The following is a 20,607-nucleotide window of genomic DNA, read 5'->3' as shown; positions in this document are numbered from 1 at the left end:
TTTAATCCCACTCAGGTGCAAAGTCCGGATTGGCCAATCGATGATTGCGATCCAGCGTCGCGATGCGCGCCATGTCATCGTCACTCAGCGTCACGTTCACGTACGCCAGATTGCTCTCGATATTGGCACGTTTGGTGGACGATGGAATGGTGACAAACTCGTTGGCCGCCATCCATGCCAACACCACTTGCGCGGGTGTGGCTTGATGAGCGGCAGCAATCTCTTGAATCACAACATCTTTCAGCACATCACCGTAAGCAAACGGCATGTAGCCGGTCACGATGATGTTGTGCGCGCGGCAAAACTCCACCACTGCGCGGTTTTGCAGGTAAGGGTGCACTTCCACCTGGTTGGTGTAAATCACGCCTTCGCCAAGAATCTCAATCGCCTGTTGCATCTGCGCCACCGTAAAGTTCGACACGCCAATCTGTTTTGCTAGGCCAAGATCCTGCGCTTCTTTGAGACATTGCAGATACTCGTCCATCGCTACCGCGTTGTCTTTAAGTGGCCAGTGAATCAGCAGTAAATCCACGTAGTCGGTTTGCAAATCGCTCAGGCTTTGTTTCAGGCTTGGCAAGAATGCCGCTTTGCTCAGTTTGTCCATCCAGATTTTGGTGGTCAAGAACAGCTTATCGCGTGCCACACCCGAAGCGGCGATCGCCTCACCCACTTCTTTTTCGTTGCCATAGATCTGCGCGGTATCGATGTGGCGGTAACCCGCCTCAAGCGCCATAGTCACAGAATGAAACGCGTCTTCCCCTTTCAGGCGGAAGGTCCCCGCGCCAAGCTGAGGTATTTTCATTGTTAACTTTCCTTTCTCTTCATTTTTATTGGTATGCATTACGCGGCGCTGTAGGTTGGGTAGTCGATCAATCCTTTCCCGGCGCCGCCAAACAGGGTGTCTGGGTCGTGTTTCGCCCACGGCTGCCCCAACTGAATGCGCGCCGGTAAATCGGGGTTGGCGACAAACGGACGACCAAAGCCAATCAAATCAGCCAAGCCCGATTGCACTGCTTGTTCCGCGCGTTCTGCGGTGTATTTGCCGGCATAAATGATCGCGCCAGAGAACACATCGCGCAGTGCACGTTTGAAGTCTTGTGGCATCAGCGGCGCATCTTCCCAGTCGGCTTCAGCAATGTGCAGATAGGCAATATCGTGCTGGTTGAGCAGTTTGGCTGCCGCCACGTACGTTTCTTCCGGGTGATCATCCACCGTACCATTGAGCGTGGTCAGGGGCGCCAGCCGAACGCCGACGCGATCCGCGCCAATCGCGTCACACAGCGCAGTCACCACTTCGTCCAAAAAGCGCAGGCGGTTGGTTAAGCTGCCACCGTATTCATCGGTGCGATGGTTCGATTGTGAGTCAATGAATTGGTTGATCAGGTAACCGTTCGCCGCGTGCAGTTCAATGCCGTCAAAGCCCGCCAGCAACGCATTTTTGGCCGCCTGACCAAACTGAGCCACCACGTGTTGGATGTCATTGTGTGTCATTTCACGCGGCTTAACCACATCGACAAATCCCGGTGCATCGGTGCCGTTATCGATGAACACTTTGACGTTTTCCGCTTTGATGGCCGACGCTGAAATCGGCTGCTCGCCACCGATGTTATCCGGGTGCGTCACGCGGCCAACATGCCACAATTGCGCGAACATCAGGCCGCCTTCGGCGTGCACGGCGTCGGTCACTTTGCGCCAACCAGCGATTTGTTCGTCACTGTAGATGCCCGGCGTCCAGGCATAGCCTTTCCCCATCGGTGAGATCTGCGTACCTTCACCAATGATCAAGCCCGCGCTGGCTCGCTGGGCGTAATAGGTTGCCATCAAATCATTGGCAACATCGCCCGGTTGCGAAGCACGCGAACGCGTCATCGGCGGCATGACAATACGGTTGGCCAAACGAAAGCGGCCCACTTGCAGTGGTTGAAATAGAGCGTCGGTCATAGGGTTCCCCTTGATGTTTCGGGCCAGAGCCTCTGGTTCACAAAGAACGCAGAGTCACTCAGCGATGGGACCATGCTAACCGCCGCGCCGCAGCAGATTAAGTGGCAAAAAGACAAAACATTTTTGTGCTTTTTGCAAAAGTGAGGTTCAGAGAGTGAACTTAGGCTGGATGAAATCGATAAAGGCCGAAATACGGCGCGCCACATTGGATGACTTGTAGTACACCGCGTTGATCAGTTCCCGGTCGGAATGCAGCTTGCGGTGCGAATCCAGCAGGGCGACCAAACGACCAGCCGCGATATCCTCTTTGACCATAAAGCCCGACAGACAAGCAACACCGTTGCCCGCGATGACTAACTGACGCACCGTTTCACCACTGCTGCAAGCGATGGTCGGCTCAATGAACTCAACCCCATGCAGCGGCCAGATATTTAACGTACGCGGCGACGTAAAACCGACAATATCGTGGTGATGCAGCTCTGGCGGCGAGGCTGGAAATCCGCGCCGGGCGAGATAATCCGGTGACGCCACCACATACAGCGCGCTCTTACCCAACGGCCGGGCATGCAGGGTTGAATCACTGAGCTTTCCGATACGAATCGCCACATCGGTACGCTTTTCCAGCAAATCGACAAAGCCTTCATTGGAGGTCAGTTCCAGCTCAATATCCGGATACGCTGCATGAAACTCACGCACCAACGGCACCAGTTGATGCAGCATAAATGGGCTCGCTGCATCGACGCGCAATTTGCCTTTGGGTAACTCGCCGCGCGAAACAATGTCTTCTTCCGCCTGGCGCAGATGTTGCAGCCCGGAGCGTACCGATTCCACAAAGCGTTTACCCTCTTCGGTTAGTTCCAGCCGCCGCGTAGTGCGGTTTAAAATTGTGATGCCCAGTTGCTGCTCAAGCCGACTAACGGCACGCGACACTTTCGCCACCTGCACATCCATCACCTCAGCCGCCTGTGAAAAGCTGCCGCTATCGACCACGGTGATGAGAATTTCCAAATCGTCCGAACGAGTCAGCATACGCACTCCATTTATTGCAAAAATTACAAAATTGTTTTGCTAATACTAGCGTTTTTCACAAATAAAAGCTCAACAATAATGCTCGGCATAGTACAGCCCACTTCCCGTTGTCACGGTGAAGTACAACAAGGAAATCAATCTATGCCTATCGCTCTATTTGCTCTTACACTCAGTGCGTTTGCCATCGGCACCACTGAATTTGTCATCGTCGGTTTGATCCCGACCATGGCCAATGATCTTAACGTCTCCCTGCCCTCTGCTGGCTTGCTGGTCAGCCTGTATGCGTTGGGCGTCGCCATCGGCGCGCCCGTGCTGACGGCCTTAACCGGTAGCTGGAATCGCAAACGCGTACTGCTGTCGGTGATGGCGCTGTTTGTCTTGGGGAACTTGCTGGCCTGGCAGTCTCCGGGTTATTCCACCTTGATTCTGGCCCGTATTCTGACTGGCCTTGCGCACGGGGTGTTCTTCTCGATCGGTTCCACCATCGCCACCGGACTGGTCGCCAAAGACAAAGCCGCCAGCGCGATCGCGATTATGTTTACCGGCCTGACCGTAGCACTGGTCACAGGCGTGCCGCTGGGGACTTATATCGGCCAAACTTTTGGTTGGCAGACCACCTTTTTGATCGTCGCCGTTTTGGGTCTGCTGGCCTTGATTGGCAGTGCGTTTTTGGTACCGGGCAATCTGCCACAACCCCCACAAACCTCACTGTCTGAGCAGGTTAAAGTACTGGCACAGCCTCGTCTGCTGTTAGTGTTTGCTATCACCGCGCTGGGTTACGGCGGCACATTTACCGCATTTACCTTTATTGCACCGATTCTGGAAAACGTGTCTGGCTTTGCTTCAACCACCATCAGTATTTTGATGCTGGTGTACGGCGTTTCTGTGGCGGTCGGTAACATTTGGGGCGGGAAACTGGCCGATAAGCATGGTCCAACCCGCGCGCTGACCATCATTTTCACCGGCCTAAGCCTGATTCTGCTGCTGTTCACTTTTGCTGCGCCGCACCCTGTCGCCGCCGTGCTGATGGTCCTGATTTGGGGCGCCTTCGCATTCGGTAACGTACCGGGTTTGCAGGTGTATGTGGTCAAACTGGCTGAACACTACACACCGAAAGCGGTTGATGTGGCATCGGGTCTGAACATCGCCGCATTTAACGTCGGCATTGCGCTCGGTTCATGGGGTGGCAGTATCGTAGTGAAACAATCAGGACTGATGACCACGCCGTGGGTCGGCGCGCTGATCGTTGCCGGTGCGCTGCTGCTTACCCGCTTGAGCCATCGTCTGGATCAGCGCCAGCCCAAGTTTGCCCGCTCACTGTAATTCATCTGCCCAAGCCCTCATTTGAGGGCGTTTTTTCATTGGCTTCCCGCCACGTCGTTTTACAATGTCACCCTGTGTTTTCACTGGTGTGACCCGATGAATTATCTCCTTCTGACCGACAATCTGCTGCGCCACGACGACTTGCGCATGCGCTGCCTGCGTGCGGTGCAATCGCTGAATCTGCCCGATTGCTATCTCGGCGCCGGATTTCTGCGCAACGCCATCTGGGATTCGCTGCATGACAAACGTGAGATGACGCCGCTCAACGATGTGGATGTGGTTTATTTTGACCGTGATGATTGCTCACTGGACACCGAGCAGCAGTGGCAACATCGGCTCAGTCACCTGATGCCAGAGATTCACTGGGAAGTACGTAATCAGGCAAGAATGCACCTAAAACAGGGTCACGCACCGTACGCCAGTTGCGGCGATGGGATTGCCCGTTGGGTGGAAGTGCAGACGTGTGTCGGTGTGCGTCTGGAGGCCGATGACCACCTGCACTTTTTTGCGCCCTTTGGTCTGGAAGAAAACTGGTCGTTACGGGTGAGCATGAATCCCGATTTCCCGCAGCCTGAGGTCTTTCGGCGGCGAATTGCGAACAAGCACTGGCTGACGCTGTGGCCTGAATTGCGTGTGAAGTAAAACGGCTCATCACAAGGAAGAGCCGTTCAATCAGTTAGTCGGGTTTGACGGTGGGGTTGAGGCTGACCCGACGACGCGTCAGCAACTGCTTGATCCAGCCATGGCCGCTGACCAGCACAATGCCTGCAATCACCATGGCGGAGCCATACAGGAAGCCTGCTTCAATCGTTTCACCCAGAATCAGGCCGCCCAATACCACGCCGTAGAGCGGGGTCATAAATGACAGCACGCCAAGGCGTGAGGCAATGTAAGTATTGAGCATCCAGAACCAGACCAGAAAGCCGCCAAACGAGATGATCAAGGTTTGAAACGCAACACTGGCGAGCGCCAATGGCGTTGGATTGATGGTCAGTTGATCCATCCAAATGGCCGCACCAATCAGAATCACAAACGCCACCACCAGTTGATAGAGCAGCGTCTGCTCAGAAGAGACGTAGGCCAGTTTCGAGCTGCGGATCAGCACCGTAGTTAATCCCCATGAGACACCCGCCAGCAGTGCCAGAAAATCGCCCCACAACATATCAGGCTGAGCCGATACCGAAGCTCCTGAATGCCATAAAAACGCTACCGCGATACCAGCAAACGCGAGCAGGATTCCTGCCCACTGCACGGGTGACAGGCGTTCAGAATCAATCAGAAAATGCAGGATCAGAGCGCTGAACACCGGCGAGGTATAGAGGAAAATCACCGCATGCGACGCTGAGGTATATCGCAACGCTTCACCGAGAAACAGATATTCCAACGCGAACAAGGTGCCTACGGCAAGCCCGGCTTTCCAGTTTCCATCAGAAAACACCAGCTTTTTACCGCGCAGCAGCACATACAGCATCACCAAGACAGCCGCCATACCAGAGCGCATACCAATTTGTAAAATGGGCGCGATGTCATTGCCTGTGGCCTTTAGTGCGATTTGCTGCAGGCCCATGGTGAAACAAAACACCACCATGATACCGAGCGCCATGCCATCAATGGGTTTCCGCGACGTCATTGTTACTATCCATATTGTTATGTGTTTTTAACATTATGCGTTGTCGTGATTCAGACATATAGCTAGAATCTGACAACGCATAGCGTTGATGTGACAGAGTGAGCAATGAGTTTTCCAACTAAACATATGCATATCCCGCCATTCAGCACCGAGCTGCCGGCGCCTTTGGTGTTTCGCACCGCTTGTATGCCCGCCGATGCGGCGTATCCACGCCATAGCCACCCTTGGGGTGAATTCGTATACTCGTTCAGCGGTGTGATGGAAGTGAAAGTCGGCAGCCGCCAGTATCTGACGCCATCACAATATGGCTTGTGGCTGCCACCGAATGTTGAACATCAGGGACTCAACCGCTACGAAACCTGCCACAGTTCGCTGTATGTGGATGAAAGCTTGTGCCATCACATGCCGCAGCACACCTGCGCGCTGGAAATCAGTCCGCTGGTGATCGCGTTACTGGAACATCTGCGCCAAACGCCAATCACGCCGCCTTACCGTGACGAGGAGTTTCGTCTGCTGCAAGTGTTGGTGGAACAACTGACCCACGCCACGCCGATTGGCAGCTATCTGCCTACTTCCACCGACCCACTGCTTGGCAAAGTGCTGACGTGGCTGGAGCAGGATCCCGCCAGCAACGCCTCATTGCAAACACTGGCCAAGCAAGCCCACACCACTGAACGTACTCTGATGCGCCGTGCCCAGCGCGATTTAGGCATTTCGGTGTCGGAATGGCGTCAGCGCCTGCGCGTGGTTAAGGCCATGCCAATGCTCGAAGCGGGCGATAAAGTGGAGAACATCGCCCATGATCTCGGCTACGCCAGCGCGTCTGCGTTCATTGCCATGTTCCGTCGCTTGATGGGCGTCACTCCGGATGAATACCGTCGCAATCTCGGTGCCTGAAGAGAGTAAATTGGAATCGGCATCATGGAGAAACAGCGCGCTATCGCCCATAATCAGCCCATTGGAAACGTCACAAGGATGAATATTATGCCAACCTTCAACTGGAAAGCCGCTTGCCTGGCTCTGCTGCTGGCACTGCCCGCAGGTCCGTTACTGGCTTCTGAACGCTCAGAACTGGCGTGGCAATTGATCGATAGCGGCGCTTTGGTGGTAGATGTGCGCACGCCGGATGAGTTTGCCGAGGGCCATTTAGATAACGCCCACAATATTCCGCTCAGTGATGTCGCGACTGGTTTTTCGTCGATTGATAAACACCAGCCGATCGTGGTCTATTGTCGCAGCGGAAACCGCTCTGCTATGGCGATGCAGGCGCTGCTAGAACAAGGCTTTACCAACGTGCACAACGGCGGCGGCCTGAATGAAATGCAGGAAACCCGCTTGGAGCTGACGCCGCTCAACTAAGCTCAAATGGCCATATCAGACCGAAAAAAAGCACGCCACGGCGTGCTTTTTTAATTCCTCAGTGTCAGTCACTACTTAAGATTGAAAGCCGTTAATCTGCCCAATTAAGCTGGCAAAAATACGCTGACCAATCGGCGTCAGCTCATCGGGGAAATCGTAGTCGGGATTGTGTAGTTGCGGGCTTTGCTGGCCCGAGCCGAGCACGAACATCGCGCCCTCTTTCGCAACCGCAGTAAACTGACCAAAATCTTCCGACCAACGCATCGGCTCCTCAAGCAGGGTGCACGGCGTCTGGGTGTTTTGACACGCTTGCACCACCAAATCACAGCCCAGTGACGAATTCACGCTGGCCTGAAATACATCCTGCCATTCCAGCGACCATGCCAGCCCGCTCGCTTGCGCGCTCTGCTGCGCCAACTGCGTGGCGGCTTCCACCAGCGTTTCCATCGCCTGATTGGTTTCACTGCGCAGCGTCGCCATCACCACCGCATCGCCCGGCGCAGTGCCAAACGCAATCTCACCTAATTTGGCGTGAATCACCGTCACCCAACAGCGCTCCGTGAGCGATGCCGGCAACGCGTTCAATTGCTCGATAATCTGACACATCGCCAGCGCCGGACTCACACCGTTTTCCGGATGCGCCGCGTGAGATGTTTTACCTTTCAGACGAATGATCATACCGCGTGACGCGCAATTAAACGGCCCGGCTTTGACCGCAACATGGCCCAGCGCCAGCCCCGGATAGTTGTGCAGCGCAAAGGCGAAATCAGGCATGAACGCAGAAAATTTGGCATCGTTCACCATGTTGATCGCCCCTTCCCCCGTCTCTTCCGCCGGTTGGAATGCCAACACCACCCGTCCTTTTTGCGGGCGTTGCTGGCTAAGCTGCTGGCCAAGAGCACTGACGATCGCCATGTGGCCGTCGTGGCCGCATTTATGTGACACGCCCTGATGCACTGAGCGGTGCGCAAACTGGTTGGTTTCTTCAATCGGCAGCGCATCCAACTCACAACGAATCAGGGTGGTTGGCCCCGGCTCTTTACCCTGAAATACAAACGCCACGCCGCGGCCGCCCAATCCCGTCACCACCTCATCGGGCGAGAAAGCGCCAAATTGCGCGAGAATGCGCTCAGCGGTCTGATGTTCCTGATTGGAGAGTTCCGGGTATTGATGCAGTGTGCGGCGAAACTGCGTCCAACAAATCTCAGCCATAAAGTGGCGCCTCCTTGGGTTGACAAGCCAGTGAATGTTCAGCTTGCCGCAACACCGGCAATAAAATATTGATTCGCTTCACACTTTGCGTGGTCGCTGCGCCCAGACATCGCGCTCGATCTGTGGCGTGCAAACAGGCATACTGCCGTGATGTCTTCTCAATCGGTAGTGTTTGTGCACGTCTCTCTTTCCGAATATCACGCTTTGGGTGATGCGATTATCGCGCTCAATACGCCCGCCTTTACATCACGCTATGTGGCGCTGCTGCGCGAAATTGTCGATTTTGACTGCGCGGTGATGCTTGGCTATCGCCACAACAAACACCCGATTTATCTCTACGATTCGATTCCGGATAACCGCGAACTGCTGTTTCAACGCTACCTGACCGAGTCATATCAGCACGATCCGTTCTATCGTTTGGTGGCCGATACGCAGCAAGAAGGCGTGTTTCATCTCAGCGAGATGAGCGGTGCGCCGCACAGTTATCAGAAAAGCCATTACCAGCAGCAGTTTTATCCGCAAACCGGCTGGCAGGATGAAATGAGCCTGGCAGTGCAACTCGACAGTGAGCGCTGGATCTTGCTCTACCTTGGCCACCTTGCTGCCGGGCGCCGTTTTTCCGCGCAGGACCGACAAGCGCTCAAACAGCGCTTTCACACGCTGGCGCCGCTCTGCCGCCAACATTGGAGCGCCAATGCGCTGCTGCTGGCTCACAGCGATGACAACGCGCTGGAGAGCGAGCCCAACCACACGCCCGACATGCGCCGCTGGGTGGAACGCGCACTAGCCAGCTTTGGCACCCAACTGCTGAGCCCACGCGAGCAGCAAATTACCGCGCTACTGGTACAAGGGTTGGATTCGCAAGAGATCGCCACGCAGTTGGGTATCACACACGGCACGGTCAAAAATCATCGCAAGCGCATCTACGCGCAGCTCCATGTCGCCTCGCTCAGTGAACTGTTTCAGCTGTTTTTAAATCACCTGATTGGCTCGCCCAACCATTCACCACGCGCTTGAGACAATCACAGCGATTATCCCTTTAGGGACATCGCCGGCACAAAGCCCTTTCCGTTACTCTGCCTGCAAGACATCTTGGAGGCTGTATGAATTCCCAAACCCTATTTCATGATTTAACCGCGCGCGGCCTGATCGCGCAAAGCACATCGCTTGATGAACTCACCGCCCTATTCTCTGAACCGCAAACCCTGTACTGCGGCTTTGATCCAACCGCAGGCAGCCTGCACATCGGTCACTTGGTGCCGCTGTTGATGCTCAAACGTTTTCAGGATGCGGGGCACCAAGCCATTGCGCTGATTGGCGGCGCAACGGGCATGATTGGCGATCCAAGCTTTAAAGCCACCGAACGCACACTCAACTCAGAGCAGACCGTACAGCAATGGGTGGACGATTTACGCCAGCAGATCGCGCGCACCATGACGCCGCATCTCACCCAGCCGCTGCTGTGTGTCAATAACGCCGATTGGACGGGCCAAGTGAATGTGATCGACTTCTTCCGCGACATCGGCAAACACTTTTCAGTCAATGCGATGATCAACCGCGAATCGGTGAAACAGCGTCTGGCTCGCCCGGACCAAGGCATTTCGTTCACCGAATTCAGCTACTCGCTGCTGCAATCGTTCGACTTTGCCCATTTGAACCGCGAACATCAGTGTCGCCTGCAAATTGGCGGTAACGATCAATGGGGCAACATCGTCAGCGGCATCGACCTCACGCGTCGCCTGAATAACGAAACCGTGCATGGTTTAACGCTACCACTGATCACCAAATCCGACGGCACCAAATTTGGCAAAACCGAAGGGGGCGCCGTTTGGCTGGACGCGAGTAAAACCTCGCCCTACGCGTTCTACCAGTTCTGGTTGAACACCGACGATGCCGATGTATACCGTTTTCTGCGTTACTACACCTTCCTGTCAGTGGACGAGATTGCACGCATTGAAGCCGAAGATGCCGCGCGAAGCGGCAAACCGCAAGCGCAGCAAATTCTGGCCGAGAACATCACTGCATTTGTGCATGGGGAAGCGGGCTTAGCGAGCGCGCAGCGCATCAGTGACGCCCTGTTCAGTGGCGCAGTTGCACAGCTCAGCCGGGATGAACTGGCGCAACTGGAGTTGGACGGGCTGCCGTGCACCACCGTCAGCACCGCAGATGATGTGGTTGAACTGCTGATCGCATCACAACTCGCCAGCTCCAAACGTCAGGCGCGCGAATGGTTAGCTGGCGGCGCCATTCGCGTCAACGGGGAAAAAATAGCCGACGCCGATTTAAGCCATAGTTTTGCGCTGTTCGATCGCTACTACCTGCTGCAACGCGGTAAGAAACAGTTTGCGCTGATCAAACTGAGCTAGGTTTACAGTGTAAACACGCACTTTTCATCCTCAGCCCGCAGCGTGCCTCACATTGCGGGCTACGACACTGATCTCCTGGCCATAACATGCATGAATTCTGTTCAACGCTTTGTTTTCAAAGCCATGCATGAAAAATCGTCAAGTGTGTAACATTGACCGCTACGCACTTCGGTGACAGATTAATCGCACACTCACTCTGCTTATCAGGAGATGTATGTCTGTCAGCCTCAACCAATACGCGAAAATCTATTCGACGTTTGAAAACGAACGCACCCGCCCGGTGTTTGATCTGCTTGCTCCGCTCGCCACCCGCACTACCGGCAATGCGATCGATCTCGGCTGTGGCCCCGGTAATTCCACCGAAGTGCTGCAACGCTTTTTCCCGCAAGCAACCATTGCCGCGCTCGATAGCTCGGAAGACATGATTGAAAAGGCGCAGCAGCGACTGCCCCATGTCCGGTTTGACGTCGGTAGTATTCAAGACTGGATGCCAAATGAACATTACGATTTGATTCTCGCTAACGCCTCATTGCAATGGGTGCCGAACCACCAGCAACTGTATCCGCATTTAATGCAGCAGCTCAGCCCAACGGGCGTGTTAGCGGTGCAAACGCCCGATAATCTGGGCGAACCAGCGCATGAACTGCTGAAAGAGCTCGCTACCAGCACACAGTGGCACAGTCAGCTCTCTGCGGTGGAACGTCTGCCAAGAGCGAATGCAGAGTGGTACTTCGAGCTGCTCTCGGCGCACAGCTCGCAAGTGACGATTTGGCGAACCTGCTATTTTCATCACCTGAAAGGTGGCATTGACGATATGGTGGATTGGTTCCGGGGCAGCGCACTGCGCCCCTATCTACTGCAACTGGGCGAGCGCGACCAAGTGCAATTTCTTGCTCAGTACAAGCAGGCGTTGCAAGACGCGTATCGCGTGCTGGATGATGGTTCTGTTCTGCTACCATTTCCGCGACTGTTTATCAATGCATTGCGATAACCGCCAATAAAAAAGCCCCGTAAGGGGCTTTTTTATTGGGTTTACTCTGGTAGCAGGCTTTGCAGCGCGTTACTGACCATCTGGTGATCATCAAGCTGGGCTAGGCCGGAAACCGTCACCGCCCCCACCAATCCAGATCCGGCAATACGAATCGGAAACGAGCCGCCATGAGCGCAATATTCCGCAGCATCAATGTGCGGCTGCGTCTCAAATTCGCGCTGTTTCTGCGCGTTGTACAGCGACAGATAGTAAGAACTGCGGCCATATCGCAGCACCGAATTGCGTTTGCGGCGCATCCAATCGAGATGATCCGCGCACGTGCCCGGCATGGCGTATTGGAACAGCGTCTGGCCAAAACCATACACTTCAATCGCCACCGCGACTTGCTGGCTTTCTGCCATCTGTTTAAGCGCGCAGCCCAGTTGCCACGCCACATCGTGGTTAAAATGGTTCAGTTGCAGCGCCTCTTCTTGCTGCGCAATCTCGGCCAGTGTCAGGCTCATAAGTTAACCTGCAACGTTTGGCCCGTTTTGCTGCTCTCCAGTGCCATTTCAATCAGCGCGATGTTTTGCAACGCCTGCTCTGGCGGAACCGGATTGGCCGTGCCGAGACGAATCGCATTCGCCACGCCTTTGAAATAGAGCTGATAGCCGCCCAGTTCGGTCGCAATGGTTTCTGATCCCGTTTCACTGTGCAGCTGACCATACAGCGAAGCCTCTTCCTGCGACCACTGCGGGCTGTTCGGCTGCTTGCCTTCTTTGAGGTAGGTTTCCTGTGGATCGAGACCGTATTTCTCATACTTCGCCAGGCTACCCAGCACTTTGTAGCGCAGATTCGGCTCTGGGCTGTAAAGGTTTGAATGCAGGTGCACTAAATGATTTGGGTAGTGCAGGATCAGGTTGTAGTAATCGATGGTGGTCGCGCCCGGGCGCATCATGCGGCACTGCGCATTGATCGCTTGTGGCAGGCCAAACAGCGCCAGCGCTTGGTCCAGCAGGTGCGGTGCCAAATCAAACAAAATACCGCCACCATCTTGCGCCAGTTCACGCCAGCGCTGACGAATTTCCGGACGGTAGCGGTCGAAGTGGGATTCAAACAGTTTGATGTCGCCCAAACGCCCTTCCGCCATCAGCTTTTGCAGAGTGAGGAAATCGCCATCCCAACGACGGTTATGGAAAACGCTCAGCGTTAGGCCTTTTTCCGCCGCCAACGCAATCAGCTCTTCGCCATCTTCAATGCGGGTCACGAACGGCTTTTCAACGATCACGTGCTTGCCATTTTGCAGCGCACGTTTGGCCAACGGGTAATGCACATCGTTCGGCGCGGTGATGATCACCAGCTCCGCATCGCTGTTGTCCAGCAGGTCATTCGCATCGCCAAACCATTGCGCGCTCGGCCAATCGGCCGCGACTGCGGCTTGTTGGCTGGAACTGATCGCACTCAGCGTCAGCTCAGGCAGCGCGTTGATGAAAGGCAAGTGAAAGGTTTTCGCCGAATAGCCGTAGCCAATCACGGCAGTTTTTACCGGAGCGTAAGTCATATCAAAACTGTCCTTCTGGTGCGGTCGCCACAACACACTGAATGTCGTGACGGTCAAATAATTCTTGCAGTGCTGGCGCGGGTGGCGCGTCGGTGATCACCATGTCGATCGCCGCCACATCACACACGTGATGGAAATTCTCGGTGCCCATTTTGTGCTGTTCACACACCAAAATGATCTGCTGCGCTTGCGCCATCATCGCGCGTTTCATCGACGCTTCTTGTTCATAATTGGTGGTCAGGCCACGCTCAGACAGCGCGCACACGCCAATAAACGCCTTGTTGACATGATAGCCAGCCATTTGCTGTTCAGCCTGCGCGCCTAAAATAGCGCGGCTGTAAGGGTCGAAATGACCGCCCAGCAAATGGACCGAATGCGAAGAGCCTTCTTCAACCTGAGCCAGCGTGTTGACTGAGTTGGTCACGATAGTCGCAGGCGCCGTCAGATAGCCTGGGACCAGCGCCAACGTGGTGCTGGTATCGAGCACAATGTAATCCTGAGCATCCACCATCGATGCCGCGCACTGCGCCAATGCGTGCTTGCTCGCGCTGACGGTTTTGGCCGAGAACGGCTCGCTTTTCGGCGATACCGGCGCCAGCATCGCACCGCCTCGAATGCGCTGAATGCCCGGCAACTGGGTGAGCTTCACCAGATCGCGCCGCGCGGAATCACGCGACACACCAAACTGGTCACAGATGTCGGTCAGGGTCATTTTTCCCTGCTGCTTTATCAGCATTTGTAAGTGAATCAGGCGCTCTTCTTGCGTCATAAACTTAAAATCACGTAAGTATTTTTAATGCATTATGCCGCATTGAATGATGATGTCACGTAAAAGATCGCACGCAGGATTGAACAAGCCTCAACGCGCAGGCACAAAAAAAGCCAGTCTGATTCAGACTGGCTTTATGGATTTTGTCTTGGCCGTCGCTCAACTACGCGGCGGCGATGTACTGCTTTTTGGTACGTTTTTGATGCTTCAGTTCATCGATCAGCGCATCAACATCCAACTCAATGTTGAATCGGCGTTTGAGGTTAGCCAGAAACAGGGGATCTTCACACATGGCTTTTTCTGGCTCATCACTGATTTTCGCCACCGGACGACCATTGCATTCGGTCAGCTTAATCACGATTGAGAGCGGTTGATAGGCCTTACCCTGCTCATTTTTCCAGCCTGCCAGATCATTGGTTAGGAAGGTACCGATACCAAATGAAATACGCACGCGGCCCGCAAAATATTCACACAGTTCCAACGCTTCATCAAAGTTCAGCCCGTTGGAGAAAATGAATACTTTCGACGATGGGTCGATGCCCATGTTCTGATAGTGTTCCAGCATGCGATCGCCCCATTTGAATGGGCAGCCAGAGTCGTGACGAATACCGTCATACGCCTTGGCCAAGTGCATGTTGAAGTCTACCTGAAACGCATCGATGGTCAGAGTATCGGTCGGTGCAATCGAAAGCTGGCCGTCAAAGGCTTTCAGCCACTGCTCGAGTGCTACACGCTGCGAATCACGCACATTAACCAATGCCTGATGGCCCATAAACCATTCATGCGCAATGGTGCCAATCGGTTTAAGGTTAAACTCGCGCGCAAAATGGTAGTTGCTGGTACCCAGCAACAGCTCCGGAATTTCCTGCGTCAGATACGCCATCACATCACGTTGTACCTGGCTGGAGAAACGGCGACGGGTGCCCATTTCCGTCAGAGAGAAGTTGGTGATGCCACGCTTGGCAATTTCCGCTTTCAGTTTCTGTACTTTGTCCGCCAGCACCTGCAACGGCAGTTCTGCCGGCACCTGAGCCCAGCGGCGACGGTTGCGCACTTCTGACACGATCGCCATCACGATGGTTTCGTACAGAATGGTATCGCGCCAACTGCCTTGAATACCAATGCGCAGCTGATGTTTGCCATCTTGCTTCATCACGCCAAATTCGACCTGACGATCCGGTTGGAAATGGAAATAACGCAGCGATTGCAAAAATGAGGTTTTGAGGTGCGGAGAGCTTTGCTTCAGATACACAATGTCCACATCCGAAAAACGCAGGGATGCCAAATGACGAATCTCATCGCGCACTTCTTCCAACAGTTCACTCACGTCCTCATCGCTGCGCACGATCAGCTCGTAGCGCACCTGAGCGTCCGGATAGAGTGAGTGGATCGCCTGCATCATATTGATTTTATAGGCATCGAGATCCAACAGACTGCGGATGATGTGTGGAGAAAACAGGCGAGAGTTCATGATGCCTTCCTTCAATTCACGACATAGGGTTGGTCATGTTAGTAACATTGTGTTCCTAACTGTTCCCGGCACATTAAATGAGCACACGAAGTTTGTCAACTTTTGTGACAAACCTAACATTAGCGAAATTCCCGCGCATCGACAGTGGATATTCATGTGAAACAATGAGATTACAAGCTTTTATCCGTGGTTTCAGCCAACATTCTCTGCATAAAATTTAGTTTGTCACATTTTGTTATTTACATTTGACCCAAACAGATCGCTTGCCTAGAATGAGCCCATTATTCGTCATGAAATACGCAAGCCATAACCTGAAGTCGCCCGGGAGCAATAGACCGCTTCTGCCCCTCAACGCACCTCCTGTTGATGTGTCGTTACCCGGGAAAAGCCACTTCAAGCGGGAAGAAACTATGATCGTCACCATTGATATGATTTGCCTTCGCCTGGCACCAACGGGAATCCAGACCCTGCTGGTGAAGCGAAGTAATCCTAACCGGCCAGATTGCGGCAAGTGGGCCGTTCCGGGCGGTTTGGTGTACGACGAGGACATGACGGCCAGCGGCGGTGAGCCGGCCGATGAAGATTTCGATTCCGCGCGGCGCCGGATTTGTCGCCAGAAGGTGCATACCTACCCAAACTTCATCAGCGATCCGCTGGTCGACGGCAATCCCAAACGAGATCCCGATGGCTGGAGCGTGAGCATCTCACACTACGCGCTGCTCAACCCTTCCAACGTGCAGCAGATCGAAGATTTCGGTATCGATAGCCGTCGAGCTGGCTGGTTTGATCTCGATCCGCTGCTCAATGGTGAGATGGAACTGGCCTTTGACCACGTGGCGCAAATTCAGCATGCGTGGAAAAAGCTGCGCGCTGCGGTGGAATACACCTCGGTCGTGTTGTTTTCGCTGGAAAAAGAGTTTCTGGTCGCAGACATCATTGAGGCCTACGCCAAGTTCGGGGTCGAAGTGAACCGCATGACCGTCAAACGTCGCCTGATTGATACAGGCGTGATTGTCAGCGCCAATAAGATCGCGGCCTCGAGCAAAGGTAAGGGCGGTAAACCCGCCACCGTCTATCGCCTGCCCAGCAATGAAGTGACCTACTTCCAGACCTGTCTGCGCGGCTGATACCACCTATTTCCCTCACGCAACCGCTTGCAGTCGTCAGGCGGCTCTGATTATTATGTCAGCAATGACGACACGCGCTTAATCAAGCCCATTCCGGACTGTGCCACGTCTCTGCTCTGCTTATCTCAACTTCACGAGCGTACAACACAAGTGATGAACCCAACGATTGCTGCAACTGGTGGTTGGCTGCTGATGGCAAGCCTGCTGCTGTCTCTGAGTGCACAGCTGACCCATCAACTGAGCGGTTTCTGGGCGGGTATTCCTATTTGGATCGCCGCAGGGTTATTCCTGCCCGCCGTCAAACCCGCGCAAAAGAAACAGATATTGCTGTTGTTTGGTCTGGGGGCGGCCGGGCTGATTTATGGCGCGCTCAAGGGCAGTGACAACCACTATGTGCTGAAGGCGATCGAAGCCAACCAAAACGTGGTCACCATGCTGATCGGGGTAGGTTTTCTGCGCATTTTTGCGGTAGAGAGTGTCCGTACCGGAGAGCGTCTGCCTCAAGGCAAACGCGCATTGGTCCGCACGCTGTTTGGCGCACACTTATTTGGTGCCGTGCTGAACATGTCGTCGGTGATCATCGTCGGCGATAAGTTGTCATCAAAAGATAAACTGTCCACCACACAAGGGTTGGTGCTCTTGAGAGCGTTTGCCACCTGCGCTTTCTGGTCGCCATTCTTTGCCTCAATGGGTTTAACCCTCATCAGTGCACCGGGCGCGCAGCTTGGCACGTTAGTGATGTATGGTTTGCCGGTCAGTCTGGTGGCGCTATCGCTCAGTGCGTGGCAGATCACCCGCCGTCCGGATGCCGAGCGCATGAGTGGTTATCCTATCTCTTTTTCTTCGCTGTGGATGCCGGGATTGCTGGCTCTGGTAGTCATCTCTGGTCATGAGTTGTATCCACATATCAGCGTGTTATCGCTGGTTACCATGACCGCGATTCTCTTTACTGCCAGTTGGTTGGTGGTGAAAAAGGGCAAACTGGGACTGCACAGTGCGCGCAATCACATCACTTCCGGTGTAGCGGGATCGGCCGGGGAAGTGGTGCTGTTTGCGGCAGCGGCCATGCTGGCCTCTGGTGTGGCATCGGCACTGGCGGCGACGCAGATTCAACTGGCACCGGCGCATTTCGGCGCGCTGGAAGCGAGCCTAACTCTGGTGGTGTTGGCAGTATTGGCCATGAGTGGCATGCACCCGGTAACCAGCGTGGTACTGGCGGGGAGTGTGCTCTCACCGACCGTCAGCGATCCGGATTTACTCGGCATGACACTGCTGATGGGCTGGTCTCTGGGCATTACGCTGTCGCCGTTTTCCGGCGTTCAGCTCAGTATTCAATCGCGCTACGACATCAGTGCCAAGGCGTTGCTGAGCGCCAACTGGCGCTACATTCTGGTGATGTATCTGGTGTGCAGCAGCGTGTTGTGGTTCTACACGCACAGATAACAAAATCCCCGCCAAATGGCGGGGATTGTTCATTCAGAATTGACTGAGTTCAGCTCTCACTTAATTCAGCTCCAGTTGCAGCCCTTTGACCAACCAGTTGTCGGCCCAGATTTTAACCGCCGTGACCGACTGGCCCGCCGGTAAATCAAAACGATCATCATGCAGATTGGTGCCGTACTGTTTTGACCCGACGGTATGCACGCTGCCATCAAGGTACGTAAACGTCAGTGCCAGCAGTTGCTGTCCGCCGTAGTTAAAATCGCCCGAAGTAGCGACCACCGATTGCACCTGACGCAGGTCAATCTGGCTCAGCGATCCGCCGCTGCCACCGACCATCAGTCCTTCTGCGGTGCCGAGCGCATCGATCGCCGCCCCCGAGCGCACAAACAGGGTTCCCTCAGCACTCAACGGTTGTGAGTTGAGCTGACCCACCGCCAGCCCTAATACCGGCGAAGTTTGTTGCTGGTTAAACACATCGGTGTACGCGGTGATGGTGCGCAGGCTGACGCTTTCACTGGCGGAGGCATACAAGCCCAGTGCGCCCGTTGCCGTATCGTGCCCCAGCGTTTCGCCACTGTAGACGTTAGTCAGCTCGTCACTGTCCTCTTTCCACTCCCAGCGTTGACTCAGGCTCTGATTACACGCTTGCAGCGCATCCAACGCATTGCCGTCCAGACAGCGCTTGGTGTCGAGCGCACTCACATAACGGCCCAGTTGATCGTAGATGAACGACTGACTCGCGGTTTGGTTGTCACACGTGCTGGCCGTCAACGTGCCGTCAGCTTGCACCGTGACGCAGCGATCATTAAAGCTGGCCAATTGCAGATTCACCGGGCGACCACCGGTAAATACCGGATGATCCCAATCCACGGTAAAACTGGCGGATTTGGTCACGCGGCGACGCGGCGTATCTTCAAAACCGTGATACGACTGATGCGCGCCGACGACATAGTAGTGTTTGTACGCACCGTTGTAGAGCGGGCGAATATTGACTGAAGAATCAATCACAAACTCGGTCGAACCGCTCTCGCTTGGTGAGGCTTTGTAAATCACGTCCATTTTCGGCACGAAGCTGGCGTAGCCAATCGGATTGATGCGGTTTACATCCACCGGATAGGTATTGACCCACAGCGCATCGGTGGAGCGGTTAAGCAGCGACTCCGCGGTGGCATACTGCTGACGCGCCCAGCTAAAGCTGATGTTCTGCGCGTTTTTAGTGGAGCGTTCAATACGGTAATCCTGAGTATTAAACGTCAGCCAACGGCTCTGCGAGTAACTCGCGCGCGCTTCCAGCTTGCCTTTCGGCCCTTTGCTGTCGGCTTCCACGCCACCTGACACACCCAGCTCAAACCCGGACACTTCTTTGCGCTCAAAATTGGCGTTGACGTTGCTGGCCGGAAATGTTTTGAGGACCTGCGCTTTGTTGTTGGAGGCATTAAAGGCAAAGCGATAATCCTGCGCAATCGCATCGGTCGACCATTCGCGGAAATAGGCATCCAACGTCACGTAATCGGCACCGAACTGGCGGTAACTCAGCTGATCGTTGAGATGAATGCCCGCCCCAGTGCTGTCATCATCCAAACTGATGCGGACAATTTTCGCATCCGGTGTGGCCGAGCCGACAATGCCATATTGCAGCGAACGTTCCAGATTGACGCGATAAATCAGGGAGATGTTGGCGTCGTGACAGAATGAGCGGCGCCCTTTGTCACTCTTCCATAACCAGGAATTATCAAAGGTACACTCTTCGTCGCTGATCGCGCGGTTGACGTTAATGTAGAACGCCACATGCGGCAGTGTATTGGCTTCACCACCACTGACGCGCTGAGTGTCCGACAGCGATCGGCGCACTCGCTTGGCGGCCGGCGCTTCCAGCAAAGCGGGATTAACGTCATCCGCCGTATCAAACGGCGTAAACAGCAGTTCCCCTTTATGTTCGGTCACTAAGACGAACAGGCTCGAAAAGCTCATACCATATTGCTGACGAAACAGCGCCTGCATCACTGCGCGCTCTTCGCTATTTTCGATCTGGCTGAAATCCATCAAAATACGTTGTTTCTCTTGCACAACGAATTGACGTAATTGCGCCAGAGTTGGCATATCGGTATCGTTTGCCTGCCAATATTGTGCGTTATAATAATTGACCTGACTCGAATCAGAAACCTGACTTAAAATAGATACCGCTGCGCCTACAGGGTCGTGAATATCGGCAAATACATTGCCACTCGCAGAGAGTGAACATAACGCCAACGTTGTTGCTGCATAAGAATTTAGTTTTAGCATAGGTGCCCTTTATTATTTTCATTCTACTTAACGAAATAACGTCAGGTGGAATGGTTTATTATTTACAGGCTTTCCCCTTGTCGACAGACAATAGGAAACCGCTCCAAGCCGCTCAGAACAGAG

General features: G+C 54.3%; 19 protein-coding genes. 9 read left to right on the top strand and 10 right to left on the bottom strand.

Going from position 1 to position 20,607, the window contains the following annotated elements:
• Position 1: 1 nt before the first annotated feature.
• From dkgB to LGV68_RS14155, 3 genes are all read right to left on the bottom strand, one after another.
• The gene (dkgB, locus tag LGV68_RS14165; RefSeq protein WP_172571514.1) at positions 2-802 is read right to left on the bottom strand and encodes a 2,5-didehydrogluconate reductase DkgB; all 801 of its coding nucleotides are present in this window, start codon (positions 800-802) and stop codon (positions 2-4) included.
• A 38-nt stretch (positions 803-840) separates the two neighbouring features.
• A complete protein-coding gene (locus LGV68_RS14160; protein ID WP_208593193.1) occupies positions 841-1,941 on the bottom strand; it encodes an alkene reductase in 1,101 nt (366 codons plus the stop codon).
• Positions 1,942-2,088: 147 nt separating this feature from the next.
• Positions 2,089-2,970 carry a LysR family transcriptional regulator gene (locus LGV68_RS14155; protein WP_199465478.1) on the bottom strand — a complete coding sequence of 294 codons (882 nt, stop codon included), beginning with the start codon at positions 2,968-2,970 and terminating at the stop codon, positions 2,089-2,091.
• 141 nt (positions 2,971-3,111) lie between these two features.
• Here LGV68_RS14155 and LGV68_RS14150 point away from each other — a divergent pair, with 141 nt between their 5' ends.
• Together LGV68_RS14150 and LGV68_RS14145 are read left to right on the top strand one after the other, a co-directional pair.
• Positions 3,112-4,293, top strand: coding sequence for an MFS transporter (locus LGV68_RS14150; RefSeq protein ID WP_020329703.1), 1,182 nt, complete (start codon positions 3,112-3,114; stop codon positions 4,291-4,293).
• A gap of 96 nt (positions 4,294-4,389) precedes the next feature.
• Entirely contained in the window at positions 4,390-4,935 is a 546-nt protein-coding gene (locus tag LGV68_RS14145) for a nucleotidyltransferase family protein (RefSeq protein ID WP_252535510.1), read from the top strand.
• Positions 4,936-4,969: 34 nt separating this feature from the next.
• Here the strand turns inward: LGV68_RS14145 and LGV68_RS14140 are convergent, their stop codons facing one another.
• Positions 4,970-5,923 (bottom strand): DMT family transporter, encoded by a 954-nt coding sequence (locus tag LGV68_RS14140; RefSeq protein ID WP_020329701.1) that lies wholly within the window; start codon positions 5,921-5,923, stop codon positions 4,970-4,972.
• Between the two features lie 105 nt (positions 5,924-6,028).
• Here LGV68_RS14140 and LGV68_RS14135 point away from each other — a divergent pair, with 105 nt between their 5' ends.
• Together LGV68_RS14135 and LGV68_RS14130 are read left to right on the top strand one after the other, a co-directional pair.
• Entirely contained in the window at positions 6,029-6,820 is a 792-nt protein-coding gene (locus LGV68_RS14135) for a helix-turn-helix transcriptional regulator (protein WP_038156776.1), read from the top strand.
• Between the two features lie 78 nt (positions 6,821-6,898).
• Positions 6,899-7,282 carry a rhodanese-like domain-containing protein gene (locus LGV68_RS14130; protein ID WP_222724554.1) on the top strand — a complete coding sequence of 128 codons (384 nt, stop codon included), beginning with the start codon at positions 6,899-6,901 and terminating at the stop codon, positions 7,280-7,282.
• Between the two features lie 75 nt (positions 7,283-7,357).
• Here the strand turns inward: LGV68_RS14130 and LGV68_RS14125 are convergent, their stop codons facing one another.
• On the bottom strand, positions 7,358-8,494 hold the full coding sequence (locus LGV68_RS14125; RefSeq protein ID WP_252535508.1) for an amidohydrolase: 1,137 nt from the start codon (positions 8,492-8,494) through the stop codon (positions 7,358-7,360).
• Positions 8,495-8,668: 174 nt separating this feature from the next.
• On the opposite strand from LGV68_RS14125, the gene LGV68_RS14120 reads away from it, so the two are divergent.
• The 3 genes from LGV68_RS14120 (at position 8,669) to LGV68_RS14110 (ending at position 11,851) form a co-directional block, all read left to right on the top strand.
• Positions 8,669-9,511: a LuxR C-terminal-related transcriptional regulator gene (locus LGV68_RS14120; RefSeq protein ID WP_047461722.1), complete on the top strand. Its 843-nt coding sequence runs from the start codon at positions 8,669-8,671 to the stop codon at positions 9,509-9,511.
• A gap of 86 nt (positions 9,512-9,597) precedes the next feature.
• Complete coding sequence (gene tyrS, locus LGV68_RS14115; RefSeq protein ID WP_165879572.1) at positions 9,598-10,860, top strand: tyrosine--tRNA ligase; 1,263 nt, start codon at positions 9,598-9,600, stop codon at positions 10,858-10,860.
• A gap of 214 nt (positions 10,861-11,074) precedes the next feature.
• Entirely contained in the window at positions 11,075-11,851 is a 777-nt protein-coding gene (locus LGV68_RS14110; protein ID WP_252535506.1) for a methyltransferase domain-containing protein, read from the top strand.
• A 41-nt stretch (positions 11,852-11,892) separates the two neighbouring features.
• Here the strand turns inward: LGV68_RS14110 and LGV68_RS14105 are convergent, their stop codons facing one another.
• The 4 genes from LGV68_RS14105 to pncB form a co-directional block, all read right to left on the bottom strand.
• Positions 11,893-12,354, bottom strand: coding sequence for a heme-degrading domain-containing protein (locus tag LGV68_RS14105; protein WP_222762440.1), 462 nt, complete (start codon positions 12,352-12,354; stop codon positions 11,893-11,895).
• Complete coding sequence (locus tag LGV68_RS14100; RefSeq protein WP_252535504.1) at positions 12,351-13,391, bottom strand: oxidoreductase; 1,041 nt, start codon at positions 13,389-13,391, stop codon at positions 12,351-12,353. Before LGV68_RS14100 ends, LGV68_RS14105 begins: the two co-directional genes overlap by 4 nt.
• A gap of 1 nt (position 13,392) precedes the next feature.
• The gene (locus LGV68_RS14095; RefSeq protein WP_165879579.1) at positions 13,393-14,160 is read right to left on the bottom strand and encodes a DeoR/GlpR family DNA-binding transcription regulator; all 768 of its coding nucleotides are present in this window, start codon (positions 14,158-14,160) and stop codon (positions 13,393-13,395) included.
• A gap of 163 nt (positions 14,161-14,323) precedes the next feature.
• Positions 14,324-15,631 carry a nicotinate phosphoribosyltransferase gene (gene pncB, locus LGV68_RS14090; protein WP_252535502.1) on the bottom strand — a complete coding sequence of 436 codons (1,308 nt, stop codon included), beginning with the start codon at positions 15,629-15,631 and terminating at the stop codon, positions 14,324-14,326.
• Between the two features lie 410 nt (positions 15,632-16,041).
• Here pncB and LGV68_RS14085 point away from each other — a divergent pair, with 410 nt between their 5' ends.
• Positions 16,042-16,758, top strand: a complete 717-nt coding sequence (locus LGV68_RS14085) for an NUDIX hydrolase (RefSeq protein ID WP_024375044.1) — start codon at positions 16,042-16,044, stop codon at positions 16,756-16,758.
• Between the two features lie 27 nt (positions 16,759-16,785).
• Positions 16,786-18,201, top strand: a complete 1,416-nt coding sequence (locus tag LGV68_RS14080) for a hypothetical protein (protein WP_230857644.1) — start codon at positions 16,786-16,788, stop codon at positions 18,199-18,201.
• A gap of 60 nt (positions 18,202-18,261) precedes the next feature.
• Here the strand turns inward: LGV68_RS14080 and LGV68_RS14075 are convergent, their stop codons facing one another.
• Positions 18,262-20,484: a leukocidin family pore-forming toxin gene (locus LGV68_RS14075; RefSeq protein ID WP_238834993.1), complete on the bottom strand. Its 2,223-nt coding sequence runs from the start codon at positions 20,482-20,484 to the stop codon at positions 18,262-18,264.
• Positions 20,485-20,607: the final 123 nt, after the last annotated feature.

The organism is Vibrio sp. LQ2 (genome assembly GCF_023920125.1).
Taxonomy (GTDB): domain Bacteria; phylum Pseudomonadota; class Gammaproteobacteria; order Enterobacterales; family Vibrionaceae; genus Vibrio; species Vibrio fluvialis.
The sequence above is the reverse complement of the archived record's forward strand: the minus strand, read 5'-3'. Positions and strand labels throughout refer to the sequence as shown.